21 protein-coding genes are annotated in these 25,784 nt (G+C 62.6%); 5 read left to right on the top strand and 16 right to left on the bottom strand.

Going from position 1 to position 25,784, the window contains the following annotated elements; all coding sequences use genetic code 11:
* Positions 1–112: 112 nt before the first annotated feature.
* A complete protein-coding gene (locus tag J0663_RS26525) occupies positions 113–1,519 on the top strand; it encodes an FAD/NAD(P)-binding protein (protein ID WP_207245770.1) in 1,407 nt (468 codons plus the stop codon).
* A gap of 69 nt (positions 1,520–1,588) precedes the next feature.
* Positions 1,589–3,517: a hybrid sensor histidine kinase/response regulator gene (locus tag J0663_RS26520; RefSeq protein WP_207245769.1), complete on the top strand. Its 1,929-nt coding sequence runs from the start codon at positions 1,589–1,591 to the stop codon at positions 3,515–3,517.
* A gap of 60 nt (positions 3,518–3,577) precedes the next feature.
* Here the strand turns inward: J0663_RS26520 and J0663_RS26515 are convergent, their stop codons facing one another.
* The 7 genes from J0663_RS26515 to J0663_RS26485 all read right to left on the bottom strand — a co-directional run bounded on the left by J0663_RS26515 (position 3,578) and on the right by J0663_RS26485 (position 10,112).
* A complete protein-coding gene (locus J0663_RS26515; RefSeq protein WP_207245768.1) occupies positions 3,578–4,750 on the bottom strand; it encodes an acyltransferase family protein in 1,173 nt (390 codons plus the stop codon).
* Positions 4,751–4,855: 105 nt separating this feature from the next.
* Positions 4,856–5,611: an SURF1 family protein gene (locus J0663_RS26510; protein ID WP_207245767.1), complete on the bottom strand. Its 756-nt coding sequence runs from the start codon at positions 5,609–5,611 to the stop codon at positions 4,856–4,858.
* Between the two features lie 37 nt (positions 5,612–5,648).
* On the bottom strand, positions 5,649–6,050 hold the full coding sequence (cyoD, locus tag J0663_RS26505) for a cytochrome o ubiquinol oxidase subunit IV (protein WP_207245766.1): 402 nt from the start codon (positions 6,048–6,050) through the stop codon (positions 5,649–5,651).
* Positions 6,047–6,667 (bottom strand): cytochrome o ubiquinol oxidase subunit III, encoded by a 621-nt coding sequence (gene cyoC, locus J0663_RS26500; protein ID WP_207245765.1) that lies wholly within the window; start codon positions 6,665–6,667, stop codon positions 6,047–6,049. The genes cyoD and cyoC overlap by 4 nt, the downstream gene beginning before the upstream one ends.
* A gap of 5 nt (positions 6,668–6,672) precedes the next feature.
* Positions 6,673–8,676, bottom strand: a complete 2,004-nt coding sequence (gene cyoB / locus J0663_RS26495) for a cytochrome o ubiquinol oxidase subunit I (protein WP_207245764.1) — start codon at positions 8,674–8,676, stop codon at positions 6,673–6,675.
* Between the two features lie 42 nt (positions 8,677–8,718).
* The gene (cyoA, locus tag J0663_RS26490) at positions 8,719–9,873 is read right to left on the bottom strand and encodes a ubiquinol oxidase subunit II (protein WP_207245763.1); all 1,155 of its coding nucleotides are present in this window, start codon (positions 9,871–9,873) and stop codon (positions 8,719–8,721) included.
* 35 nt (positions 9,874–9,908) lie between these two features.
* A complete protein-coding gene (locus J0663_RS26485) occupies positions 9,909–10,112 on the bottom strand; it encodes a hypothetical protein (protein WP_207245762.1) in 204 nt (67 codons plus the stop codon).
* 137 nt (positions 10,113–10,249) lie between these two features.
* Between J0663_RS26485 and J0663_RS26480 the strand changes: the two genes are divergently transcribed.
* From J0663_RS26480 to J0663_RS26470, 3 genes are all read left to right on the top strand, one after another.
* On the top strand, positions 10,250–11,581 hold the full coding sequence (locus tag J0663_RS26480) for an MFS transporter (RefSeq protein ID WP_207245761.1): 1,332 nt from the start codon (positions 10,250–10,252) through the stop codon (positions 11,579–11,581).
* A 292-nt stretch (positions 11,582–11,873) separates the two neighbouring features.
* The gene (locus J0663_RS26475) at positions 11,874–12,335 is read left to right on the top strand and encodes a hypothetical protein (protein ID WP_207245760.1); all 462 of its coding nucleotides are present in this window, start codon (positions 11,874–11,876) and stop codon (positions 12,333–12,335) included.
* The gene (locus J0663_RS26470) at positions 12,332–12,622 is read left to right on the top strand and encodes a type II toxin-antitoxin system RelE/ParE family toxin (RefSeq protein WP_207245759.1); all 291 of its coding nucleotides are present in this window, start codon (positions 12,332–12,334) and stop codon (positions 12,620–12,622) included. The genes J0663_RS26475 and J0663_RS26470 overlap by 4 nt, the downstream gene beginning before the upstream one ends.
* Before the next feature lie 9 nt (positions 12,623–12,631).
* On the opposite strand, the gene J0663_RS26465 is transcribed toward J0663_RS26470, so the two are convergent.
* The 9 genes from J0663_RS26465 to J0663_RS26425 all read right to left on the bottom strand — a co-directional run bounded on the left by J0663_RS26465 (position 12,632) and on the right by J0663_RS26425 (position 25,768).
* Complete coding sequence (locus J0663_RS26465; RefSeq protein WP_207245758.1) at positions 12,632–13,099, bottom strand: cyclic nucleotide-binding domain-containing protein; 468 nt, start codon at positions 13,097–13,099, stop codon at positions 12,632–12,634.
* 99 nt (positions 13,100–13,198) lie between these two features.
* Complete coding sequence (locus J0663_RS26460) at positions 13,199–15,913, bottom strand: ABC transporter ATP-binding protein (protein ID WP_207245757.1); 2,715 nt, start codon at positions 15,911–15,913, stop codon at positions 13,199–13,201.
* A gap of 180 nt (positions 15,914–16,093) precedes the next feature.
* A complete protein-coding gene (locus tag J0663_RS26455; protein WP_246590468.1) occupies positions 16,094–17,254 on the bottom strand; it encodes a glycosyltransferase family protein in 1,161 nt (386 codons plus the stop codon).
* On the bottom strand, positions 17,236–18,483 hold the full coding sequence (locus tag J0663_RS26450) for a glycosyltransferase (RefSeq protein WP_207245756.1): 1,248 nt from the start codon (positions 18,481–18,483) through the stop codon (positions 17,236–17,238). Before J0663_RS26450 ends, J0663_RS26455 begins: the two co-directional genes overlap by 19 nt.
* Before the next feature lie 9 nt (positions 18,484–18,492).
* Positions 18,493–19,701: a glycosyltransferase family protein gene (locus J0663_RS26445; RefSeq protein WP_207245755.1), complete on the bottom strand. Its 1,209-nt coding sequence runs from the start codon at positions 19,699–19,701 to the stop codon at positions 18,493–18,495.
* A gap of 96 nt (positions 19,702–19,797) precedes the next feature.
* Positions 19,798–20,970, bottom strand: a complete 1,173-nt coding sequence (locus tag J0663_RS26440; protein ID WP_207245754.1) for an ABC transporter permease — start codon at positions 20,968–20,970, stop codon at positions 19,798–19,800.
* The gene (locus tag J0663_RS26435; protein WP_207245753.1) at positions 20,970–21,968 is read right to left on the bottom strand and encodes an ABC transporter permease; all 999 of its coding nucleotides are present in this window, start codon (positions 21,966–21,968) and stop codon (positions 20,970–20,972) included. Before J0663_RS26435 ends, J0663_RS26440 begins: the two co-directional genes overlap by 1 nt.
* A gap of 3 nt (positions 21,969–21,971) precedes the next feature.
* Positions 21,972–23,879: an ABC transporter substrate-binding protein gene (locus tag J0663_RS26430; protein ID WP_207245752.1), complete on the bottom strand. Its 1,908-nt coding sequence runs from the start codon at positions 23,877–23,879 to the stop codon at positions 21,972–21,974.
* Positions 23,879–25,768, bottom strand: a complete 1,890-nt coding sequence (locus J0663_RS26425; RefSeq protein WP_207245751.1) for an ABC transporter ATP-binding protein — start codon at positions 25,766–25,768, stop codon at positions 23,879–23,881. Before J0663_RS26425 ends, J0663_RS26430 begins: the two co-directional genes overlap by 1 nt.
* Positions 25,769–25,784 lie beyond the last annotated feature (16 nt).

Here is a 25,784-nt window from a genome sequence, read left to right as displayed (position 1 = left end):
ATCCTGCGGCAGATATTGTGATTGCCGCATGGACCTCATCAACGCATGATCCGCTGTTCATGCGTTGAACCTCAATCTGCACAGGTGCGGCCCGAGCCGCAGAGGAGTTGCGATGACGGTTCAAGGACTCTTTTCGGCGAAAGCCAATGCCGCGGCCCAGATCTCAGCCGTTCCGCGCATTGCCATAGTCGGGCGCGGCTTTTCGGGGATGATGGCGGCCATTGCACTGATGAAGACGGTGCGCGCGCCCTTCCACCTGCAGCTGTTCGATCCGCATTCGTCGGTCAGCGGCGGTCAGGCGCTGGCCTCTGCCCGAACCTCGACGATCCTCAACACCCGTGTGCGTGATCTCTCGGTTTCGGTCGGCGACAGCGATGATTTCAACGATTGGCTCTGTAGCAACGCCGCGTTCCGCGCCGCAGTGCCGGCCGCCATTCCTGGTTTCCGGCAGATCTTCGTACCGAAGGAGATCTTCAGCGATTACGTCTACCAGCGCTTTTCGGAAGCGCTGGCGGCCCGCCGGGACATCACCGTTCAGGTCTGCAACGATCCAGTGGTGGCGATCCGCCGGAGCCATGGCAACCGCTTCCTGCTCGAAAGTGCCAATCCCGCCAATCCGCTGTTCGATACGGTGATGCTTGCCACCGGTTACGGGCTGATTGCGCCGGATGCCGGCGAGCCGGAGGCTTCGCCGGTCAGGGCTCGGCGCCTCGTCGCGCGGCCGCATGCGGTGCTGCTCGGCAGCGGCATCCGCGTCGTCGACCAGCTGCTGCAGCTGCGCGATTCCGGCTATGCCGGCCAAGTGACGATCATTTCCCGGCGTGGCTTCCTGCCCCAGAGCCACACGCCGAACTCCGCCGATCCGCTGTTTCCGGCCGAAGCGCTGCCTGAGAGCCTGCCGGACATCGTCCGTTTCATCCGCCAGGCTTGTCGCGAGGCGGAAGAGCAGGGGCGAAGCTGGCAATCGGTGATGAACGGCCTGAGAAAACACGCCCGCTCCCTCTGGCGCTCGCTGCCGGCCCGCGACAAACATCAGTTCAACCGGCATTTGCGGGCGATCTACGACAGCCACCGCAATCGCCTGCCGGAGGCGATGCACCTGCGCCTGAAACGCGAGCTTGCCGAAGGCCGTACGGTGTTGCGCCGGGGTCGCGCCGGCCGCCAGGGCCTGAGCGGCCTGTTCTTCACGCCAGCCGGTTCCTCTGTCGAAGAGGTCATCCATGCCGAGCGCATCATCGACTGCCGCTGCCAGGCGCCGGATCTTTCAGCGCCGCTGATGCAAAGCCTGTTTTCCGCCGGCCTCGCCATGCCGGACGAACTTTCGCTCGGGCTGGCGGTCAATGCGCGCGGCGAGCCTTTCCTGGAGGACGGTTCGACGGTCGCCGGACTTTTTGCCGTCGGCCCGCTCGGTCTCGGTAGCCTGCCCGATATCGATCTTGTGCCGGAGATCGTCTCGCAAGCCTATGCTGCTGCCGAGCGTATCGGTGAGCGATTCCATCCGCAGGTCAGGGCGGTGTGAAAAAGTGTGATCTTTTCGGAACCAACTGCCCGCCGCCGCGTTAACGGCGCTGGTGACCGAGAGGGGCAGATGGAAGTGCTGGATCGACATGATACGTCTCTTGACGAAGAGGGGCGCTTTCGTCTTCTGGTCGATGCCATCACCGACTATGCGATCTATATGCTGAGCCCCGACGGCATCGTCACCAGCTGGAATACCGGCGCTCAACGCTTCAAAGGTTACCAGCCCTCGGAAATTCTCGGCGAACATTTTTCCCGTTTCTACGTTGAAGAGGACCGGGCCGCGGGCGTGCCCGAGCGTGCGCTCGCCACGGCGGTGGAAGAGGGCCGGTACGAGGGCGAGGGCTGGCGCCGGCGCAAGGACGGCAGCCGCTTCTGGGCGCATGTGGTCATCGATCCCATCCGCCATCCCTCCGGCGAACTGATTGGCTTTGCCAAGATCACCCGCGATCTGACCGAACGCAGGGCAGCCGAACAGGCGATCCGCCAGAGCGAGGAGCAATTTCGCCGTCTGGTTCAGGGCGTTTCGGACTATGCGATCTACATGCTCGATCCCGACGGCAATGTCAGCAGTTGGAATTTCGGCGCCGAGCGCATCAAGGGTTATCGGCCTGATGAAATCATCGGCCGGCATTTCTCGACCTTCTATACGCCCGAGGATCGCGCGGCTGGCCTGCCGGAGAAGGCGCTCCGGGTCGCGCGCGCCGAAGGCCGGTTCGAAAGGGAGGGCTGGCGTGTCCGCAAGGATGGCAGCCGTTTCTGGGCGAGCGTCGTCGTCGATGCTATCCGCGACGAAGAAGGTGAAGTGCTCGGTTTCGCCAAGATCACCCGCGACATTACCGAAAAGATGGAAACGCAGCGGGCTTTGGAGCAGGCGCGCGAGGAGCTTTTCCAATCGCAGAAGATGGAGGCGATCGGTCAATTGACCGGCGGTATCGCCCATGATTTCAACAATCTGCTGATGGCCGTGCTCGGCAGTCTCGAACTCCTGAAGAAGCGCATGCCGCAGGACCGCTCGCTGACGTCGCTGGTCGACAACGCGATGCAGGGCGCCCAGCGGGGCGCTGCCTTGACGCAGCGCATGCTTGCCTTTTCCCGCCGGCAGGAGTTGCACATGGAGCCGATCGACGTCTCGGGCCTGGTGCGCGGCATGATGGAAATTCTGAGCCGATCGCTCGGCCCCCTCACCACGATCGAGACTTCCTTCCCCGTCAGGCTGCCGACAATCCTCACCGACCCCAACCAGCTGGAGATGGCGATCCTCAATCTCGTCGTCAACGCGCGAGACGCCATGCCTTCCGGCGGCCGCATCGTGCTTCGCGCGTCCGAGGAATCGATAACTGCCGGCAAGGGTCCGCTGTCGGCTGGCCGCTACGTCCGTATCGCGGTTGTCGATGAAGGCGAAGGCATGGACGCAAAGACGCTGGAGCAGGCGGTCACGCCGTTCTTCACCACCAAAGGTGTCGGCAAGGGCACCGGCCTCGGCCTTTCCATGGTGCAGGGTCTTGCAAGCCAGTCTGGCGGCCGGCTCATCCTGAAGAGCACGCTTGGCGAAGGCACGACGGCCGAGCTATGGTTTCCTGTCGTCATTGCCGAACAGACCGCCGAGGCATCGGCCGACATGCCGCAACGGCCGGTTAATGCCCATCAGGGGCTGCGTATCGTCGCCGTCGATGACGACGGCCTGGTGCTGATGAATACGACGCTGATGCTGGAGGATCTCGGCCACACGGTTTTTGAGGCGATGGCCGGTCCCGAGGCGCTCGACATTCTGCGCAAGGAGCCGGTCGATCTGGTCATCTGCGATCACGCGATGCCGCGGATGACGGGAGCCCAGCTCGCCGAGGCGATCCGCAGCGAGTGGCCGGAGATGCCGATCATTCTTGCCACGGGTTATGCCGATCTTCCCGATGGCGCCGGAGCCGCCAATCTGCCCCGCCTCGGCAAACCGTTCTCGCAGGCGCAGCTTGCCGAGGCGATCAGTCGGATCGCCTGTTAACGACAAGACCGGCGGGTCGAGCATGAATCGCCCGGAAACCGCCTACACTCGCATCATGCTCTAAGCGCGAAGTTTCTCGTCGCCTTTATCGTCGATGACCGAGCGGCCGGATTCATCCGGTTCGCCCGTGGTGTCCGACGTTGCACCGCTCAGCAGGCGCCTTTCGGCCTCTTGCAGCTCGAAGATCGCCTGTTCGATTCCCTCAGCCGGAGTTTCGCGCGAGGCGACGCGCCAGCGATGGTACCGCCACAAGCCGACGAGCAGGCGTCGGCTTGGGACTTCTATCGTCTCATGGATGAACCATGCTCCTGCTGCCGCGACGACAAGCGTCACCACGATGAGCGCCGGTTCCGGCATCAGAGTATCGAAAGCCCGGCGCACGAGGAACATTATGGGGACGTGGAAAAGATAGAGCGAGAAGCTGATCGTCCCTAAAAACCTGACGGGCGCGGCTGCCAGGACATGGGCTGCGATGGGAGGCTGCCGGGCGACGAGCGCCACAATGACGGCTGCGGCGACGGCGCTTTGCAGGCTCCAGAATTCAGGCGAGAAACCCGGCGAGGCATGCCTGTAACTGAAGAACACCGCGAGGAGGAAGAGCGTGAGAGCGCCCGTGAGGGCGGATGGCGTCCATTTGCCCCAGCGGGAATGCATCGCCCCGGCAACTGCGCCGAACAGAAAGTAGGGGAGCTTGGAGACAAGCACTATTCCGGGCCCCGGCAATCCGAGCAGACCATCCACCACGACAAGCACGGCGAAGCCGACGATCACGCCGCTGTAGCGCTGTGGGCGTGCCAGGCAGAGCCATAGGATTGGGAAGAGCAGATAGAATTGAACTTCGGGTGGAATTGACCAGAAAACGCCACTCGACCCCAGAAGAAGGATATGGCGCACAAAGTCCGTGGCGCCGGTGATCGGCTGAACGAAGTCCAGATTTTGCGCACTGGACAGCGCTGCCACGAGCAGGACGGCAACCAGATAGACCGGATAAATGCGGGCAAAGCGGCTGACGAGAAAATCCAGGACGTTTTCCCTCGTCACCGGCCGTGAGCCATAGAGGTGGGCCATCAGAAAACCGCTGAGGGCAAAGAACAGGCCGACGGCTTCGCTGCCCATCGTCATGAAATGCAGGCCTGTATTCGGAAAGATCAGTCCGATATGCGCTTGAACGACCAGAAGCGCGGCGATACCGCGCAGACCATCGAGACTGGGGATGTAATCCGACCGGTTCATGTGCAGCTTTGAGAGACTCTGTTCAAGCAGCAGTACCGGACATCACTTTACAAGATATTAATCCGGTGCCCGCAACGGACCGTTGCGCAACTGCCGCTTGCCGGGCTACTCGCGGCCGCCTGTTCCGATCTTGCCGCGAAGAATGAACACCAGCAATGCCAGCACCATCGCCGCCAGCCCGTACCAGGTGATCGCATAGACGAGATGATTGTTGGGAAAATGGATGACCGTCAGGCCGCCGACGGGCAGGCCTCCCGGGTTGACAGCGGCGTCCGCGTCGATGAAATAGGGCGCGACCGCGCTCAGGCCGCGCTTTTGCGCAATCGCCGCGACATCGCGCGAATACCAGCGGTCGGCGGCGACGTCGTTGGATTGGAGCAGCGATCCTTCCGGCTCCGTCATGCGCATGAGCCCGGTGATCGCGATCGGGCCCGGCAGCTGTCCTTCACGGCGCGAGGCCGGATCGCGCCTGTCTGTTGGCACGAAGCCGCGATTGACGAGGACAGCAGTGCCGTCGGCCAGCATCAGCGGCGTTATCACCCAATAACCCGGACCGAGAGCGGTCGAGGCGTAGACCAGCGTCTCCTTGTCGTTTGCCAGCGTCCCGGCCACGGTCACCCGGCGATATTCGTCGTCGACGGCGTTGACCTTGGCCCAGTCGGCGCGCGCCGGTGCCGGCACGGGGGACGCGTGCACGCGCTCCTCGACGCGGGCTATCAGGTCGCGCTTCCAGGCGAGGCGCTCGACCTGCCAGGTACCGAGGGCGATGAGGGTGGCGGCCAGGAGCGCCAGGCAGACGGCGAAGAGCGCGCGTTTCACCTGAAAATCCCGTCTTTCCGGTTCATCGGGGACGTTGCTCATGGGCTTCGGGCGGCGCTGCGGCCGCCCTTTATTGCCGTCACGGCATATTCTTCATCATCTCGGGGCTCATCGGCATCATGTTGGTGTTGAGATGATGCATGACCCACAGCGAACCGGAGAGCGCGATGGCGACGATGATGAGGGTGAAGATCAGCGCCATCATCGTCCACCCGCCCTCGCTCCTGGGGTTCATGTGCAGGAAGAAGACCATATGGACGACGATCTGGATCGCGCCGATGCCCATCACCAGCACCGCCGTCAGCGCCGGACTGTCGAACACGCCTGCCATGACCAGCCAGAAGGGAATGGCAGTCAAAACGACGGAGAGCGCGAAGCCCACCATATAGCTGCGGAACGTGCCGTGTCCGGCCTGATGGCCGTGGCTGTGACCGTGATGGGCCTCGTGGGCATCCTCATGGGCGGGTGCTTGCGAACTCATCCGAGAACTCCGAGCAGATAGACGAAGGAAAAGACGCCGATCCAGACGACATCGAGGAAGTGCCAGAACATTGAAAGGCACATCAGGCGGCGGCGGTTGGCCTCGATCAGCCCGTGCATCGATACCTGCACCATCAGCGTGATCAGCCAGATGATGCCGAAGGTGACGTGCAGGCCGTGGGTGCCGACCAGCGTGAAGAAGGAGGAGAGGAAGGCGCTGCGCGTCGGCCCGGCGCCTTCATGGATCAGGTGGACGAACTCGTAGAGCTCGAGCCCGATGAAGGCCGCGCCGAACAGGCCGGTGACGGCGAGCCAGAACAGCGTTTCGGCCTTGGCGTTCCGCTCCATCTGCAGCATGGCGAAGCCATAGGTGATCGAGGAGAAGAGCAGCATCGAAGTGTTAAGGGCGACGATCGGCAGATCGAAGAGATCGGCCGGCGACGGGCCGGCGGCATAGTTGCGGCCGACGACGCCGTGCGTGGCAAACAGCACGGCGAAGATCAGGCAGTCGCTCATCAGGTAGAGCCAGAAACCGAGATTGGTGCTGTTCTCCGGATGATGGTCTTCCGTCAGGTAGAATTCAGGCTTTTCGGCCGTGTCGATGGTTTGATCGCTCATGGTCATTATACCTGCTCGGCAAGCAGCACCGTGCGCTTGCCTTCCGTTTCGGTCACCTTGTCGGCGGGAATATAGAAGTCGCGTCTGTAGTTGAACGTATGGCCGATCGCCACCACGAGCAGTGCGACGGCGGAGGCGATCACCAGCCACCACATGTACCAGATCAGGCCGAAGGCAAGCGCGACGCTGATCGCCGACAGGATCGCGCCGGTGCCGGTATTCTTCGGCATGTGGATTGGTTTGAAGCCGCCGAGCGGGCGCTCGTAGCCGCGCCTCTTCATGTCGTACCAGCTGTCATGGTCGTGAACGACAGGCGTGAAGGCAAAGTTATACTCCGGCGGCGGCGAGGCGGTCGACCATTCCAGCGTGCGGCCGTCCCAGGGATCGCCGCTGTCGTCGCGCAATTCCTCGCGCTTCATGAAGCTGACGACGATCTGGATCAGGAAGGCGGCGATGCCGAGCGCGATCAGGCCGACGCCGAAGGCGGCAATGATGAACCAGATCTGCAGCGACGGGTCCTCGAACTGGCTCATGCGGCGGGTGACACCCATCAGGCCGAGCACATAGAGCGGCATGAAGGCGAACCAGAAGCCGATCTGCCAGAACCAGAAGCTCATCTTGCCCCAGAAGGGGTCGAGCTTGAAGCCGAAGGCCTTCGGGAACCAGTAATTCACGCCGGCGAACATGCCGAAGAGAACACCGCCGATGATGACATTGTGGAAATGGGCGATGAGGAACAGCGAATTGTGCAGCACGAAGTCGGCCGGCGGCACGGCGAGCATGACGCCGGTCATGCCGCCGATGACGAAGGTCACCATGAAGCCGACCGTCCATAGCATCGGCACCTCGTAGCGGATGCGGCCGCGATACATGGTGAAGAGCCAGTTGAAGATCTTCGCCCCCGTCGGGATCGAGATGATCATCGTGGTGATGCCGAAGAAGGAGTTGACGGAAGCGCCCGAGCCCATCGTGAAGAAGTGGTGCAGCCAGACGATGTAGGACAGGATCATGATCACGCAGGTCGCGTAGACCATGGAAGCGTAACCGAAGAGGCGTTTTCCCGAGAAGGTGGCGACGACTTCCGAAAAGATGCCGAAGGCCGGCAGCACCAGGATGTAGACCTCCGGATGGCCCCATATCCAGATGAGGTTGATGTACATCATCGGATTGCCGCCGAGGTCGTTGGTGAAGAAGTTCGTCCCGGCATAACGGTCGAGCGACAGCAGCGCCAGCGTTGCCGTCAGGATCGGGAAGGAGGCGACGATCAGCACGTTGGTGCAGAGCGCCGTCCAGGTGAAGACCGGCATCTTCATGAAGGTCATGCCGGGCGCGCGCATCTTGACGATGGTGGCGATCAGGTTGATGCCGGAGAGCGTCGTTCCCACACCCGCCACCTGCAGGCCCCAGATATAGTAGTCGACGCCGACGCCCGGACTGTAGGCGGCCCCAGACAGCGGCGGGTAGGCGAGCCAGCCGGTCTGGGCGAATTCGCCGATGAACAGCGACAGCATGATGATGATCGCGCCGGCCGTCGTCATCCAGAAGGAGAAGTTGTTGAGGAAGGGGAAGGAGACGTCGCGCGCGCCGATCTGCAGCGGCACCACGAAGTTCATCAGGCCGGTGACGAAGGGCATCGCCACGAAGAAGATCATGATGACGCCGTGGGCGGTGAAGATCTGGTCATAATGGTGCGGCGGCAGATAGCCTTCCGAACCGTTGAAGGCGATCGCCTGCTGGATGCGCATCAGGATGGCATCGGAGAAGCCGCGCAGCAGCATGATGACGGCGAGGATCACATACATGATGCCGATCTTCTTGTGATCGACGCTGCAGATCCAGTCGTGCCAGAGCGAACCCCAGAACTTGAAATAGGTGATGGCGCCGAGCACGGCGAGACCGCCGATGACGACGCCGATGAAGGTCACGACCAGGATCGGGTCGTGATAGGGAATGGCATCGAGGGTCAACCGGCCGAAGATCAACTTCAGGAGGTCAGGATTGGAAAACATGGAACAACCCGTTCATTATGTCTTGCGACGCAAAGCGCCAGGTTAATTGTTGGTGTTGAGCTGCGCCGGCGCCGGATCGGCGCCGTTGCCCATGCCGGGCATGGAATGGCCTTGATGCTGCATGCCGGGCATGTCGTGCTGCATGCTGCTGCCGGGACGATCCGGTTCGCTCCTTGCCGGAGCCCCGGTTGCCGGTACGGTGGCGGCGGGCGCCACGATGCCTTCGCCGGCATGGCGGTTGTCATATTGCAGCTTCTCGCGATTCTCAGCGCTTTCCTTGCCGCCGCCGCCCATCATGTCGATGTGCATCATCTCGTTCATGCACATCTTGCCGGGCGTGGCGCACATGTTGAGGATGGCATTGTAGAGATCGGCGTCGGCGCCGGCATAGTAGCGCACCGGCTCCTTCTCACTCGGCTTCTCGAGCTTCAGATAGGCGTCCCGGTTGAGCATCGTGCCCTGCTGCTTCACCTGTCCCACCCAGCCGTCGAAGCCCTCTTTGCTAAGGCCATGGAACTTGAAGCGCATATGCGAGAAGCCGGCGCCGCTGTAATTGGCCGAGAAGCCCTCATACTCGCCTTCCCGATTGATGACGGCGTGCAGCTTCGTCTCCATGCCGGGCATGGCGTAGATCTGGCCGGCAAGGGCCGGGATGTAGAAGGAATTCATCACCGAGGACGCGGTGATCTTGAAATTGATCGGCGTGTCGACAGGCGCGGCCATCTCGTTGACCGAGGCGATGCCGAGTTCGGGATAGAAGAACAGCCATTTCCAGTCGAGCGCCACGACCTCGACCGTCAGCGGCTTGGTGTCGGCCGGGATGGCGCGCTCGGCATCGAGACGGTCGAGCGGGCGGTAGGGATCGAGCTTATGCGTGGAAATCCAGGTCACCGCGCCGAGCGCGATGATGATTGCGAGCGGCGCCGCCCAGATTACGATTTCGAGGCGGGTCGAATGATGCCATTCCGGGTCGTAAGTCGCAGCCGTGTTGGAGCGGCGGTAGCGCCAGGCGAAAAGCAGCGTCAGGAAGATCACCGGAACGATGATCAGCAGCATCAGCACCGTCGAGACGACGATGAGATCGCGCTGTTGCACGGCGATGTCGCCGGAAGGCGCCATGACCACCATGTTGCATCCTGCCAGGAAAAGCAGCGGCAAGACGGATAGAAGGCGGGAAAACTTCACGAGTTTTGGCACGTCTCTAAGCTCTTGTTGTTTCGTTTGATCCGCGACTAAAGCACTGAACCCGATAGCGACATGAGGCGGAAGGTCGCAGTGCAGCAAACATGCCGCAGTGCGGCAGAAATCATGTTGCGCTGCTGCTTTGAAATCCTGATGAACTGGAAAGCATTTTTGCGCGCGCGTGTTTCCCTCAATATATCCGCAAGAACCGGGCAGGCCAGCTTTTTAGACGGCAAAATCACGGTCGGGATCACGCAATTTTGCCCTTCCAGGCTCAATTTGCGCCGCGATGATGAACTATTTCGATCTTACGGACTTGATAAGCCTGCGGGTTTGATCAAGATCAGGCTGAGGCGCCTTGCGGAAAGCGCCTTAACGAGGGAGGCGTTATATGGCCACAGCATCGCACTACGGACCGTCGTCATCGTCGCTGGAACGCGACGCGCGGCGTATTCACGACGACAAACCGGTTTCGCCGGGCAGCATCGCCATCGGCGTGGTGATCGGCCGCATGTCGGAATTTTTCGATTTCTTCGTCTACGGCCTCGCCTCGGTCCTGGTCTTTCCGCAGCTGGTCTTCCCCTTCGCGCCTGACAGGCTGACGGCGACCCTCTATTCCTTTGCCATCTTCTCGCTCGCTTTCCTTGCCCGCCCCGTCGGCTCCGTCGTTTTCATGACGATCGACCGGATGTACGGACGCGGCACGAAGCTGACGATCGCGCTCTTCCTGCTCGGCGGCTCGACGGCCTCGATCGCCTTCCTGCCGGGCTATGCCGAGATCGGTGTGTGGTCGATCGCGTTGCTCGCGCTCTTCCGTCTCGGCCAGGGCTTCGCGCTCGGCGGCGCCTGGGACGGCCTTGCCTCGCTGCTGGCGCTCAACGCGCCGCCCAATCACCGCGGCTGGTACGCGATGATCCCGCAGCTCGGCGCGCCGATCGGTTTTGCGCTGGCCAGCACGCTGTTCGGTTACTTCGTGGCCAATCTTTCCAGTGAGGATTTCCTCTCCTGGGGCTGGCGCTATCCCTTCTTCGTCGCCTTCGCGATCAACGTCGTGGCGCTGTTTGCGCGTCTGCGCCTGGTCATGACCAAGGAATTCGGCACGCTCCTCGAACAACACGAGCTGGAAGCCGCCCCGATCCTCGAGGTGCTGCGCGTGCATGGCCGCGACATCCTGATCGGCGCCTTTGTGCCGCTCGCCAGTTTCGCGATGTTCCACCTGGTCACGATCTTCCCGCTCGGCTGGATGAGCCTTTACGGCGACCAGCCGATCGGCACCTTCATGGTGGTGCAGGTGATCGGCGCCATGGTCGGCGTCGTCGCCATCATCGCCTCGGGCCTGATCGCCGACCGCATCGGGCGCCGCGCCCAGCTTGCCATCTGCGCCGTCATCATCGCGGTGTTCAGCTTTATCGGGCCGATCCTGATCGCATCCGGCAATAACGGCCATGACGCCTTCGTTATCATCGGCTTTGGCGTGCTCGGCCTGTCCTTCGGCCAGGCGACAGGCTCGATCTCGTCGCGCTTCGGCCGCGGCTATCGTTATACCGGCGCAGCCTTCACCTCGGACCTCGCCTGGCTGGTCGGCGCCGGTTTTGCGCCGCTGGTGGCGCTCAGCCTCTCCAGCCGCTTCGGCCTGACCTTCGTCGGCTACTACCTGCTCTCCGGCGCCATCTGCACGCTGGCAGCACTCGCCTTCAGCAAGGCGCTGGAACAGCGCGAATAGACCTGAACACAGGCCTGCATGGGAAACCATGCAGGCTCAGTTTATTGACAAACCTCGTTGATTATTCGCGTCATCCTCGGCCTTGTGCCGAGGATCTGCTACATGTCGACCGTCGCAGATGCTCGGGACAAGCCCGAGCATGACGAAAGAGGGGTCGCCGGCTTTGTCAGCAGTCGGAGGCTGCAATAGGAACCTTGCAGGCTTTCATTTTGAACCACGCAATTCCAATTATTGAATGCATTGCAATCAATAATTAAATGCATATTATCTTCGCGATCAGCGAGGATATGCCATGACCGCAGAAACCATCGATCATTCGACCCTGTCCCGCCTTGTCGAAGCCGGGGCGGTCGATGCTGCTCATGTCGTCGGTAAAACCGGCGGCTGGTCCGTCGTTATCCGCTACGGCAAGGCGGAGCGCCCGCTTGCTGCTCAACGCAGCCGGCAGGTGCGTGTGTTCAAGCGCATGGATACCTTGGTTTCTTATCTCAAGGATGTCGGCATCTCGCAATTCGATGTTGATGCGGCCGATTACGCGCCGGAGACGGTATCGCGGCCGGATCGGGCTGCAGCTCTGCGTCGCACCCATGAGGCGGCGGAATACGACAAATGGTTCCGCGAACAGGTCGAGGAAGCGATCCGGGAAGCCGATGATCCGAATGCAGTCTGGATCAGTGCGGAGGATGCCGAAGAGCAAATGGATAAGCTTCGAGCCGAACTGCTCGCGCGGCTGGAATCCGAGGATAAGGCTTGATCGTCAAATGGCTGCAGCAGGCGCTTCTGGATCGGGAAGCTCAGATCCGGCATATCTTTGCTCAAAATCCGAAAGCCGCAATCGCATTGGATGATGTCATTCGACATCAGGCCAAAATGCTCGCCGATCATCCCGAAGCAGGACGAGGCGGCCGTCGCAAGGGAACGCGGGAACTGGTCATTCCACGCACCCCGTTTCTGCTGATCTATCGCATCGACAGAAAGGCAAAGAAGGTGGAAATACTGCGCCTTCTCCATGGCGCGCAGAAATGGCCGCCGCAATCCTGAAGAGAATGCCTACTGCGCCATCTGCGGCTGCTTTGCCGCCCGCGCTGCCGTCAGCTCCGCTGTCGTGTGGTTCAGGCGATCGGCGAGCACGCGCATGATTTCCACGGCCATTTCGGGGAAGTCGCTGAGCAGCTTTAAAAAGTGCTCCTTGCTGATGCGCAACACTTCGAGCGGGGAGGTGGCGCGCACCGTCGCCGTGCGTGAGACGTCGCAAAGGATGGCGATTTCGCCGACGATGGAATTGAGCTCGACGTCGGCCACCTTGATCTCGCCTGCCGGCGAGGAGACGATGATATCGGCGCTGCCGGAAAGAATGACATAGGCGGCGTCGCCGACATCGCCCTGATGGAAGAGATCCTGGCCGGGTTTGTAGGTCATGCGATCAGAGGTGAAGGCCAAAAGCTTGAGTTTCGCTGGTGCAATCCTCGAAAAGATCGGCACCCGGCGCAGCATTTCGACTTCGTCTCTCAACAGCATGAGCGTTTCAATCCCCTGACGCAGGGTTCTTGGAACCAGGCGCCTTCAACTTCCGGGCGTTCCCCAGGGAACGCCTACCATCGCCGCCCCAATAGAATATTACGATAACAGTTCCTTGAACATACCGTTTTTCTCCGAAAGTTCCGGATAGTTTCCGGCTTCCGCCAATCCGCCTCGATCGAAAAGCAGGATTCGGTCGAACATCTCGGCAAGCCTGGCATTCGAAAGCACCCAGATGATCGCCGGGCGCTCGCCCTCCTTATGCAGGTCTTCGATGATGTTGCGGGTGATCTGGTCCTGGACGCGCTGATCGAGCGCCGACAGCGGCCGGTTGAAGATGAAATAGTCCGAGCGCTTCAGGAGCGCGCGAGCAAGGTTCAGCTTCTGGCGCTGCACCATGGTCAGCCGCTTGCCGCCGGAGCCGACGTCGAATTCGAGGCCGATCGACAGGACGTCGTCATAAAGGTCGAGCGCATCGAAGAGTTCGCCCATGATGGCGCGGATGCGGTCGGAGGCGTCGGCCTGCTGATAGGCGATACGGCCGAAGAGCACATTGTCCATGAGGCTGGCTGACGGCGTGAAGCGCTCGGCGTCGTAACGCTCGATCAGTTCGGCGAGATCGGCGGGAATATGTGCATGGAACTGCTTGCGGGCGCTGACGATCTTGGCCATCAGCTCGTCGCTCAGCAGGCCGAAACGGTGGCGTGGCTCGATATAGGCGAAGCTTAAGCGGATGATGGCCGACCGTTCCTCGGGCGTCGCGTCCTCGAAGCGACGGCTTTGCAGCTTCTGCAGCAGTGCCTGATAGGTCGGAATGTCGTCCGCTGTCATGAAGGTCAGCTGCAGGAAGAAGGGATGGTCCGGCGGCAGGTCGTGGAAGAGTTCCACAGCGTTTTCGGCGATCTCAAGGCCCATGGCATAGAGATCGGTGCTCAGGCCGGTCTCGCGGAAGAGCTGCTGGAAATATGGATGCGCGGCCAACCTGCGGTTTGTCATCAGCGGCCGCTTCATCGTGCCGAAGAGCAGGTTCTCGCCGACCGTCGCCTGGGCGTTGTAGGCGTCGAAATCGAACGGCACGACGATGCCGTCGAGCCCCTCCTCGCGCAGCCGGTCTCTCAGTGAGGCGCGCAGCGCCACGACATGGTCGCTGACCGCGACATGCACGCTGGTATTGACGGTCGAGCGCAGCGCCAGATCGAGGATGTCCTGCGAGATCAGTACGGCGTCGAGCACCGGCCGGATGGCTTTCAGGAGATCTTCAGGCCCGTTGGCGCCCGCCGCCTGATAATCGACCCAGTCGCTGTTGAGGTCGAGCGTCGGATTGCCGGCCTTCACCGCCTCGGCGGAATGCCACTTATATTCCTGCGCCTCCTTCTCGTCATAGACGGCGTCGATCATCGGCGCATGCTTGAGCCCGTAGAGCAGGTTGCCGGCGAGCGAGCCGTGGAAGAAGAAGGTGTCGGCCGAGGCATAGGAGATCCGCCGGCCGGTGATCGATTCCGGCAGCTCCAGGAGATCGCGGCCGTCGATGGTGATGCGGCCGGAGTCCGGCCAGATCATGCGGCCGAGCGCCTCGGCAAAGGCTTCCGCGCCGCTGCCGTTCGGGCCGACGATCGCCACCGTCTCGTTCGGCTTGATTTCGACCGAGACGTGGTCGACGAGACGGGCGCCGCTGTCGTCGGAAAGCGAGAGATTGCTGACGACGAGCGCGCTCGTCAGTGCGCCCACAGGAGCGGTCGCCAGCTCCTGGATGCGGCTGTCGATCAGCGGCTCGACATTGAACTGTTCGTAAACCTGCTGGTATTTCACCTGCACGTCCTGGCGCATCTGGTCCCAGTCGATCAGCTCCTTCAGCGGCCCGGGAAGATCCTTGTAGGCTGAAATGACGGCGACGAGCTGGCCGATGTCGAGCCGGCCCTGCAAGGCGAGATAGCCGCCGATCGCATAGAACAGGAAGGGCGTGACCTGGGCAAGGAAGTTGTTGATGAACTTCACCAGGAACTTCCACTGGTAGAGGTCGTAGCGGATCGAGAAGATCCGGCCGAGCCGCCAGGCGATGTCGGCGCGTTCGAGGTTGGAGGTATCGTTGCCGTGGATCGTGCCGATGCCCTCGACGATTTCGCCGACGCGGCCGGAAAGCTCGCGCGCCGTCAGCTGCCGCTGGCGGCCGAGCTCTAGAAGGCGCTTGCGCATGCGGGGAATGACGACCGCCTGCACCCCGACAATGGCGGCGGCGATCATGCCGAGCCAGAAATTCTGGACGATAATGAAGGCGAGCGCGGTGATCGCCTGGCCTCCGAGAAGGGCAGGCGAGACGAAGGCGTCGCCGGTGAAGCCGCCCATCGGCTCCACCTCGTCCTTGATCATGGTGGCGATTTCGGCCGATTTCACCCGCTTGAAATGGGCGGGCGGAAACCGCAGCACCCGGTCGATCAGCTCGAAGCGGATGCGCCGCAGCATGCGCTCGCCGAGCCGGCCCTTATAGGTGTTGATGTAGAATTTGAAGAGGCCGTTCAGCACCACCAGCGCCAGGAACACCAGGCTGAGAGCCATCAGCATCTGGAAGCGGTCGAGCTGCACGCCCTTGAAGAATTCGACATGGCCGATCAGCGGAATGTCGTAGGCGATGTGCATGAACGTCTGGGTTGCGCCGGGGCCTTCGAACCCGCCGCCCTGGATCGGTCCGTTGACGATCTGCTTCGGCAGATCGAAGGACAGGAAATAGGGCACCATCGAGGCAGCAACGACAGCCAGGATCCACAGCTGCTGCAGCCGCGTGTTTTTCCAGATGTAGCGGGCGAGGCTCTTTTCCATGGCTAACCGTCAGCGTGCTGGGAAATTCCGGGTCGCGATCCGAGTGCTGGGATGGGAGGAATGCTTGAGAACAGAACCATGCAGCCCGACCACCGATATCGCAATGAAAACAAGGCGAAGGGACTGGCTGCAGAAAGCCGATTCTCGCCGGAACTTTGCTTATATCACAGGAATTTTGAATTAGGCGAGCGATTCGGCAATCATCGAGCGAATGATGGCGGCCGTTTTCTCCGCCCCCTCGAGATCGAGCGAAACCGGCCTCTGCCTGGGCACCGCAAGCGCCCTTTCGACGGCCTCTTTTACATGGTCCGCCGTCAGCCCCTGCTCCGGCAGGATCTCGGCAAGATCAAGCGCCTGCAGCCGTTCGGCCCGCACCGTCTGCTCAGTCTCGCCGCCGGCGACGAAGGGGATGAGGATCGCCCGGCATTCGCTGCGCAAGAGGTCGCCGACCGTGTTGTAGCCCGCCTGCGAGATCGAGACTTTGGCGCGGCGTAGCAGCGACGGAAAATCCTTACGGAAGCGCACCAGCGTCACATTGGCGACGGCGTCCTGCGACAGCTTGACGAAATCGGCTTCCGGCAGGTTGGGGCCTGCAATTAGCAGCCAGCGCAGATGATCCGGCAGCAACGCTGCCGCCTCTTTCGCCGCGCCGATCAGTTCGGCGCCGACCGCGCCGCCACCGGCCGATGCGATAATGTCGAAGATCTCGGCAGGTTCCGGCGCCGGCGGCGGCGCGACGAGGCCGGTATAACGCATCCTGTCGGCGATCTCAGGGGTCAGCGGAAAAGTGTCCTCGAGCCTGACGAAGTCGGGATCGCCATGAACGAGCACGGCGTCGAAATGATCCCTGACAAGCTTGACCGTCTCCGCGTCGCGGCCAGCCTTGCGGTTTTCCTGCAGGATGTCGCGCACCGAGCTTAGGAGTTTTGGCCGCGGGTCGGCCTCTTCGATCGCCGCAAGCAGGGGCAGGAGTTCGAAGCGCATCTGCCGCCGGCCGAAGGGGAAGGCCTCGATGATGACGACATCGGGCCTTGAGGCATGGAAGGCGTCGAGCAGCAGGTCGCGGCGGGCAGCGAGAAAATCCGCGCCGGCCGGCCGGCCATCGGCATCGGCAAGGCCGGAGAAACCGGCATTGCTGGCGACGACCGCCGGCAAGACCACGGTCCTGACGCCTTCGCCGGGAAAGCCCGGCACCGGCAGGCCGCCGGTGACGACGGTGACGTCGAAACCGTCCTGGACCAGGGCATTGGCGATGCGGCTGGCGCGGGCGATGTGGCCGATGCCGAGCAGGTGCTGGACGTAGAAGAAGATGCGCGGTGCCGTCATGAGACCTTCTGCCATTCGGCCTCGAACAGGCCTGTGAGCTGTCTGATGCTGGAGTGATAATCGAAATTCTCGCGCACTTGGCCTTCGGCGGCATCGCCGAGCCGCTTGCGCAGCGCCGGATCGCGGATCGCCGCTTCCAGCGCCCGGGCGAGCTGCGCCGGTTCTTCCGGCGGTACGACGAGGCCGTTTTCACCGTTCTCCAAGAGTTCCGGTACCCCGGAGACGGCGGTCGAGACGCAGACGAGCCGCTGGCTCGAGGCCTCGACCAACACGTTCGGCAGGCCGTCCCGGTCGCCGTTGGCGGCGATGCGGCAAGCCAGCGCAAAGAGATCGGCGCGTCGGTAATGGTCGAGCACCTCTTCCTGCGCCATGGCGCCCTTCCAGACGATGCGGGAGGTGAGGCCGAGCTCGACGGCGAGCGCCTTCAGCTTCGCCAGCCCATTGCCGCCGCCGATATGTTCCATGCGCCAGTGGAGGTCGGCGGGCAGCAGCGCCAGCGCCCGCAGCAGGACGTCGTAGCCCTTCTTCTCCACCGCGCGGCCGACGCTGAGGATGAAAACCGGATCAGCCGGGTCGCTGCCGGTGCGGCTCGACCGCTCGCCGGAAAAATGGCCGAAACGGGCGAGATCGAGACCGTGATAGCTGAGATGCACGGCCTCCTTGCGGGATGTCAGCGTCCGCATGTGCTCGTAGCCGGTCCTTGTACAGGTGACGGTCCAGCGGGCGCTCTTCAGCTTCTCTTTCAATTCCCAGTCGGGCGAGGTCCATATGTCCTTGGCATGCGCCGAACAGGTCCAGGGCGTGCCCGTCAGGATGCTTGTATATTCCGTCACCGAGGCCGGTGTATGGATGAAATGGGCATGCAGCCATTCACCGCCATCAGGCCATTCGCGCGCCAGCACCAGCGCCTGGCCGAGGCGACGGAAACGGTTGCGGGAGAGGTCGCGTGGCAGGTCGGCGAGGAAGCGTTTGATCAGCGGCTTGAAGCCGGGTTTCGAAAAGCCAGCGACCAGGCCCTTCAGCACGCGGATCGGCTCCTCGTGCAGATATTCCGGCAGGTAGACGACCCGCGCCTTGATCTCGTCATGCACGGGATGGCGCTTCTTGTCGGTCGGCCGGCGCATCGAAATCAGGGTCAAATCGAAGCCGGCCCTTTCGAGGCCGAGCAGCTCCTGGGCGATGAAGGTCTCCGAAAGGCGGGGATAGCCTTTCAGCACGACGAGGATCTTGCGGCGTGGCGGCAAGGCTGTGCCCTATTCCGCGCCGACGAGGGAAAGATGGCTGCCGCGGCCGTCGAGCCAGCGGCCGATGGTCTGCGAGATGTGGTCCAGCCCTTCGAGATGCATATTGCTGCCGCTTTTCGACGGCGGGAGACGGGAAGGCAGGCGCTTCAGCGCCTCTGCCATAACAGTGGGATCGACCGACTGGTCCGGCAGCAGCATGTCGACGAGGCCGAGCTCGCTGGCGCGCTGGGCGCGCAGCAGCTGTTCCTCGCGCGGCTTGACGCGCGGCACGATGAGCGCCGGCTTGTCGAAGGAAAGGATTTCGCAATAGGTGTTGTAGCCGCCCATGGCGACGACGCCGGTGGCGCCGGCGATCAGCTCTTCCATGTGGTTGTCAAACTCGATCACTTCGATATAGGGGATGGCTTCGCCCTTCTGCACCAGCTTGGCGCGTTCGGCCGCCGGCATATAGGGGCCGAGAACGACCAGCGCCTTCTGCGTCAAGGTCGGATCGGCCTCGTAGGCGTTCATCACGTCGTGGACGAGATCGGAGCCGTCGCCGCCGCCGCCCGTGGTGACGAGCAGGTAGTTGTCCTTGCGGGCGTTGATCGAGCTCTTGCCCTTGGAGACGCTGCGTTGCAGGAAGCCGACGAAATCCATCTTCCGGCGCAGGCTCGCCGGCACGTCGAGACCGATCAGCGGATCGTAGAAGTCAGGCGGTCCGTAGACCCAGACGCTGTCGTAATATTGATCGATCTTCTGCATGATGCTGTTTTTCTTCCACTCGGCCTCGAGCAGGTGCGGTGCATCCATGATCTCGCGCAGGCCGAGCACCAGCACGGTGCCGCGGGCCTTGAGATAGGCGAGCGTATCCTCGACCTCGCCCTTCAGCCCCATCGGCTCCTTGTCGACGATGAAGATATCGGGCTGGAAGGTTTCGGCTGTGTGGCGAATGCTCGATTCGCGCATCTTCAACGTCTCGTGCAGGTCGATATGGCTGGCGAGCGACGTATATTCCCCGTTGCGCAGCTTGATGACGCTCGGGATCTTCACGAAGTCGACGCGGGCGCGGTAGTCGAAGGCGCCGGCGATCGTCGCACCCGAAATGATCAGGATGTTGAGGCCGCGATAATCCTCGACCAGCGCATGGGCGATGGCGCGACAGCGCCTGAGGTGGCCGAGGCCGAAGGTGTCGTGACTGTACATGAGGATGCGTGCATCTTCGAGACGTCTGGACATGGGCATTCCCTCTGGGGTGAGCAACATATTTAGCACCCCCACCGTCCGGAGGCCACGCGGCGGGGGCGGTGCCGTAAGGCGCCGCCGAGCTTCCTGCTATTTGTAGGGATCTGCCGCATCACGCAAGCCGTCTCCCAGAAAGTTGAACGCCAAAATGACAAGAACAACAGGAATGATCGGAAAGAGCAGCCAAGGATAGAAGGCGATGACGCTGACGCTTTTCGCTTCCGTCAGCAGAATGCCCCAGCTGGTGATCGGCGGACGCAGGCCGAGGCCGAGGAAGGAGAGCGCGGTCTCGCCGAGGATCATGCCGGGGATCGAAATCGTCGCCGAGGCGATGAGGTGCGACATGAAGCCCGGCACGAGATGGCGGCCGATGATGCGCGGCGTGCTGGCGCCCATCAACTGTGCGGCCTGCACGTAATCCTCTTCGCGCAACGCGAGCAGCTTGGAGCGCACGGCACGCGCCAGCCCGGTCCAGTCGATGATGCCGAGGATGACGGTAATGCCGAAATAGATGACGATCGGGCTCCATGTCACCGGCATGATGGCGGCCAGCGCCATCCACAAGGGCAGGCTCGGCAGCGATTGCAGCACCTCGATGAGGCGCTGGACGACGAGATCGAAAATGCCGCCCCAGTAACCGGCGAGGCCGCCGATGACGATGCCGAGCACGAAGCTGATGGCGATGCCGATCAGGCCGATCGTCAGCGAGATCCGTGCGCCGTAGAGAATGCGCGACAGCACGTCGCGGCCGAGCCGGTCGGTGCCGAGAAGGAACATCTGGCCGCCGATGGCCGGGCAGACGAGATGATAGTTCGAGGCGACGAGGCCCCAGAACTTGTAAGCGTCGCCGCGGCAGAAGAAGCGGATCGGCTGCACGTCGTTCGGCCTGTCGGTATAGACGCGGTGCAGCGTGTCGATATCGAGCGTCATGCTGCGGCCGTAGACGAAGGGACCGACGAACTCGCCCTTGTCGAAGAAGTGGACGCGCTGCGGCGGCGCGTGGATGAAATCGACGTTGCGCGTGTGCAGGCCGTAAGGCGCCAGGAACTCGACGATCAAGATCATCAGGTAGATGGCGGCGAGGAAGATGCCGGAGACCAGGGCCAGCCTATGCTGCTTGAACTTCCACCACATCAGCCGCTTCTGCGAGGCGAGGTGGATGCGCGATTGCGCCGCCGTCATGCTCTGGGCCGCGTGCGGATCGAAGGGCGCGGTGGAGACGTAATGGGGCAGCGGTGCGCCGGGTGCGGGAAGGGGCGACATTATTTGGTGCTCCTGCCTTGCAGACGGATGCGGGGATCGAGGAAGCCGAGGGCAATGTCGGAGATCAGCACGCCGACGACGTTCAAGAAGGCGAGGAACATCAGGAACGAGCCGGCCAGATACATATCCTGGCTCTGCAGCGCCTTGATCAACATCGGTCCGGTCGTCTCGAGCGACAGCACAATCGCGACGATCTCGGCGCCCGAGATGATCGACGGCAGGATCGAGCCGATATCGGCGATGAAGAAGTTGAGCGCCATCCGCAGCGGATATTTGACCAGCGCCCTCAGCGGCGGCAGGCCCTTGGCGCGCGCGGTGACGACATATTGCTTCTGCATCTCGTCGAGCAGGTTGGCGCGCAGCCGCCGGATCATGCCGGCCGTGCCCGCCGTGCCGACGATGATGACCGGGATCCAGAGATGCGAGAGGATCGACCGCGCCTTAGCCCAGCTCATCGGCGCCGAGATATATTGCTGGTCCATCAGATGGCCGATCGAGATGCCGAACCAGATATTGGCGAAATACATCAGGATCAGCGCCAGCATGAAATTCGGAATGGCGATGCCGAGCAGGCCGAGGAAGGTCAGGCCGTAGTCACCCCAGCTATACTGGTGGGTGGCCGAATAGATGCCGATCGGAAAGGCGATCAGCCAAGTGAGCAGGATGGTCGTGAAGGAGACGAGGATCGTCAGCCACAGCCGTTCGCCGACGACCTCGGAAACCGGCAGCTGGTATTCGAAGGAATAGCCGAAATCGCCGTGCAGCATGCCGCCGACCCAGTAGAAATAGCGCACGATCGCCGGCTTGTCGAAGCCGTATTGCTGGCGCATCTCCTCGATTTCCTGGAGATTGGCGGTTTCGCCGGAGGCACGCAGTTCGGCGATCTGGCTCTCGAAGAAATCGCCCGGCGGCAGCTCGATGATGGTGAAAACAAGCGCCGAAATGACGAAGAGCGTCGGCACCATGGCGGCAATGCGCCAGAGAATGTATTTGAGCACGCCTCAGGCCTCCTTGTACCAGAATGCATCCGGCATGTAGACGCCGAGATAGGAGGTGGGATCGAAACCGTAGAGCGCTCTCTCCGGCAGATTCTGGAGCTTGGCGGCGCGCAGGATCGGCTGCGGTGTGCTGTTGATGAGGCCGATCGAAAAGACCTGCTGGGTATAGAGCGACAGCATCTTGTGCCAGATCAGCTCGCGCTCCTCGAACTTCGCCGCCGAGCCCCACTGGGCCAGCAGGTTGACCAGTTCGGCTGCTTCCGGCAGGTCGGGGGCGGCGCCCTCCTGGCCGGCGGAGAGATAATGCATGCCCCAGAGCGGCCATTGCAGCTGATCGTCGAGCGTCGGCGCCAGCCCCGAGGGCGACATGTCGGCCGTCGGCACACCGTTGTCGAGCCCGTACCATATCGACATCATGATCGTACCGCTCATGGCGCGGTTGCGGAAGACGTCGCGCTGCGAGGTGCGGGTGAAAAGCGCCAGGCCGATATTGGCCCAGTGATCGTGCACCAGCTCCAGCACGTCGGTATCGAGATTGCTCTCGCCGGCGGTCTCGACAGTGATCTCGGCGCGCCGACCGTCGGGCAGCAGCCGGACGCCGTCGTCGTCGCGTCTGGTCAGGCCGAGTTCGTCGAGCAGCCGGTTGGCCTGGTCGGGATCGAAATCGACGAAGGCCTTGGCATAGTCCGGCTTGAAGAGCGGGCTGTCGGGCAGAACGGTGTCGGCGCTTGGCGTTCCCAGGCCGTAAAAGGCGACCATGTTGATCTCGTGCCGGTTGATCGCCAGCGACAGCGCCCGGCGCAGACGCACGTCGCGGAACAGGCCGCGCCACACCTCGTCGGCGCAGTTGAGGTTCGGCAGCAGCGTGATGCGCGAGCCGCGCGCGAGCTTCCAGAGGTCGACCTTCACCGGAAAGCGCTTCTCGGCCTCCTTCAGGAAGGTGTAATCGTTGAAATCGATGCCGGTCGCCTGCAGGTCGGCTTCGCCGGCTCCGGCCTTGGCGGCGATGATCGACGAGGAAGAGACGTTGAGGACGAAGCGGTCGAGATAGGGGAGCTGCCTCCCGGTCTCGTCGACGCGGTGGAAGAACGGATTGCGCTCGAAGACGAACTGCTCGGCCGGCAGCGGCGTCGTGTTGCGCCAGGGATCGAGCGTCGGCAGGTTCGGATTTTCCGGCCGGTAGGAACGCGCCATCTTGATGTGCAGGTCCTGCCACTTCTTGACGCGGTTGGCCTTCATCATCTGTTCCATCTTCGCCTCGTCGGGCTGGAACTTCTTGTGGAATTGCTTGAGATAGTGCGCCGGCCCGACGATGACGAGCGGCAGGGGGCCTGCCAAGGTCGGCAGGAACATCGGGTTGGGCTTTTCCCAGCTATAGCGCACCGTTAGCGGATCGAGCACCTCGAAGCGCGGAAGGCTGCCGTGCGGGCGAAGCTCCAGCGCGCCGCCGCCGGGCGTCAGCTTGTCGTTCAGGATGACGTCTTCCCACCAGTAGCGGAAATCGTCGGCGGTGAACGGCGCCCCGTCGGACCATTTGTGGCCATCGCGCAGCGTGAAGGTGAAGACCGTATCGTCCTCGGAGTGGAAGGCGGCCAGGATATCCGGCTGGAACTGCAGGTGCTTGTCGTAGCCGACCAGGCGGGCATAGCCGTAGATCGTCATGAAGCGGATGTCGCGCTGGCTGCCGATGATGGTGCGCACAGTGCCGCCATAGGTGCCGGGCTGCAGCCCCATCTCCTTCAGGTTGACGATGCGCGGCTGCAGCGGAATGCGTTCGGCCATCGGCGGCAGGCTGCCGGCAGCCAGCCGCTCCTTCAGGAATTCCGGTTCGACGGCCTGTTCGGCGCGAAGCACCGCCGGCGCGATCGCAGCGCCGACGAGACCGCCAAGGAATGTGCGACGCGTCACCATTAGCGCAGCTCCCTGATATCGGCGCCCTTGCGGGCGCGCACCAGATGGCCGTCGCCGAGATCGGCATAGGCAAGCTCGGCCGCGTCGTCATGCTCGGCGGTAAAGGTCTTGCCCCAGTTCTGCTTGTCGGCGGCGCCGTTTTCCCGGAGCGCCTGGAAATCGAGCGGGCGGTCGAGATCAGGGAAGGGCACGGCGGCGAGCAGCGATTTCGTATAGGGGTGCACCGGAGCGCGCAGGATGATCTCGCGCGGGGCGATCTCGACGATGCGGCCCTTGCACATGACGGCGATGCGGTCGGCCATGTAATCGACGACGGCGAGATTGTGCGAGATGAAGAGATAGGTCAGCCCCAGCTCCTTCTGCAGGTCCTTGAGCAAATTGAGGATCTGCGCCTGCACCGAGACGTCAAGCGCCGAGACCGGCTCGTCGAGGATGATGAGCTTGGGACCGAGCGCCAGCGCCCGGGCAATGCCGATGCGCTGGCGCTGGCCGCCGGAAAAGCTGTGCGGGTAGCGGCTGAGATAACGCTTGTCGAGGCCGATCGCGCCCATCAGTCCCTCGACCTTGCGCTTACGCTCGGCGCTGTCGCCGCGGTCGTGGATCTCCAGCGGCTCGCTCAGGATGTTGCGCACCGTCATGCGCGGCGAGAGCGAGGAGACCGGGTCCTGGAACACCATCTGGATCTTGGTGCGCAGCTCCTGCAACTCGGCGCCCTTGACGGCCAGCACGTCGATGACCTCTTTGCCGTCGTTGAACACCACCGAGCCGCCATCCGGAGTGACGGCGCGCATCAGGATCTTGCTGAGTGTCGTCTTGCCGCAGCCGGATTCGCCGACGAGGCCGAGACATTCGCCGCGGCGGATGTCGAAGCTGACATCGTCGACCGCATGCACGACGGCGGCCTCGTGCTTGCCGAACAGGCTGCGCCTGCGCGTTCTGTAGGTCTTCGATAGATTGGCGACGGAAAGCAGCGTGCCCGGCGCTTCGGCCTGCAGCGGCTTCTTCTTGCCGACCAGCGTCTCGAGATTGACCGGCACGTCGCGCAGCGCCTTCAGCCGCTCGCCGGGCTTCATGTCGAAATGCGGCACGGCGGCCATCAAGGCCTTGAGGTAGGGGTGCTGCGGATTGCGGAATATATCCTCGACCGGCCCGGCCTCCATGATCTCGCCGTGATAGATAACGACCACCTCGTCGGCCATGTTGGCAACGATGCCGAGATCGTGGGTGATAAGCAGCATCGCCATGCCGAGCTTGGCCTGCAGCTCGCGCAGCAGTTCGAGAATCTGCGCCTGGATCGTCACGTCGAGCGCCGTCGTCGGCTCGTCGGCGATCAAAAGCGCCGGCTTGCAGATCAGCGCCATGGCGATCATGGCGCGCTGGCGCATGCCGCCCGACAGCTCGAACGGATACATGTCGTAGGTGCGGTGCGGATTGGAAAAGCCGACGAGGCCGAGCATCTCCTCGGTCCTGGCGCGCGCCTCCTGCTTGTCGATCTCGGTGTGGATCAAAAGCACTTCGCTGATCTGGTTGCCGACGGTGTGCAGCGGCGAGAGCGAGGTCATCGGTTCCTGGAAGATCGTCGCCATGCGCTTGCCGCGCAGATCGCGCATCTCCTCGCTATCACGCGGCAGCGAAAGGATATCGGTCGTGCTGCCGTCGAGCGGATCGGTGAAGAGGATGCTGCCCGACGCCGTCGCCGGATTGGGCAGGATGCCCATCACGGCCTGGCTGATCACCGACTTGCCGGAGCCGGATTCACCGACGAGGGCGGTGACCTTGCCCGGAAGGATGCGGAGATTGGCTTCCTTTACGACACGCAGGCGGTCGCCGAAAACCGAAAAGGAGACGTCGAGATTTTCAATACGCAACAAATCGGCAGCGGACGCCATACCAATGAAATTCCCC

The organism is Rhizobium lentis, from assembly GCF_017352135.1.
Lineage (GTDB): Bacteria > Pseudomonadota > Alphaproteobacteria > Rhizobiales > Rhizobiaceae > Rhizobium > Rhizobium lentis.
This window is presented reverse-complemented; position numbering and strand designations above follow the sequence as displayed.